The organism is Mammaliicoccus sp. N-M50 (genome assembly GCF_022386995.1).
In the GTDB taxonomy this organism is placed as follows: Bacteria; Bacillota; Bacilli; order Staphylococcales; family Staphylococcaceae; genus Mammaliicoccus; species Mammaliicoccus sciuri_A.
Map to the genome: position 1 here is coordinate 1 of NZ_JAJNJA010000027.1, position 623 is coordinate 623.

Genomic DNA, 623 nt, shown 5'->3' on the forward strand with positions numbered 1-623 from the left:
ATCAAAGCGTACTTACAGCTCCCCAAAGCATATCGTCGTTAGTAACGTCCTTCTTCGGCTTCTAGTGCCAAGGCATCCACCGTGCGCCCTTAATAACTTAATCTATATTTCCTTATACATAATGTTTAAGAAAATAACTGTTATTAATCTGTGATGTCGTCTATAAAGACGACGCGCGATTGTTAAGCTTGTTGAATTTCGTTAAAAATTCACTCGGTTTTTTGCTTGGTAAAATCTATTTTACTTACTTATCTAGTTTTCAATGTACAATATAATATGGTGGAGACTAGCGGGATCGAACCGCTGACCTCCTGCGTGCAAAGCAGGCGCTCTCCCATCTGAGCTAAGCCCCCTAATTGGGAATTAAATTTTAATGGTGGGCCTAAATGGACTCGAACCATCGACCTCACGCTTATCAGGCGTGCGCTCTAACCAGCTGAGCTATAGGCCCATTCTTAAATTGAATGTAATGAACATTCAAAACTGAATACAATATGTCTCCGTTATTCCATGACCTAATGGTCATTCCGTAATATCCTTAGAAAGGAGGTGATCCAGCCGCACCTTCCGATACGGCTACCTTGTTACGACTTCACCCCAATCATTTGTCCCACCTTCGACGG

Annotated in this window: 2 tRNA genes and 2 rRNA genes; all 4 read right to left on the minus strand. The window is 42.2% G+C overall.

The features are described from left to right. Positions 1–103, minus strand: a 23S ribosomal RNA gene (locus LQ622_RS14870); the annotation flags it as partial. Positions 104–277: 174 nt separating this feature from the next. After that, positions 278–353: transfer RNA gene (locus tag LQ622_RS14875), tRNA-Ala, on the minus strand. A 21-nt stretch (positions 354–374) separates the two neighbouring features. After that, a tRNA-Ile gene (locus tag LQ622_RS14880) sits at positions 375–451 on the minus strand. Between the two features lie 91 nt (positions 452–542). After that, positions 543–623 (minus strand): 16S ribosomal RNA (locus LQ622_RS14885); the annotation flags it as partial.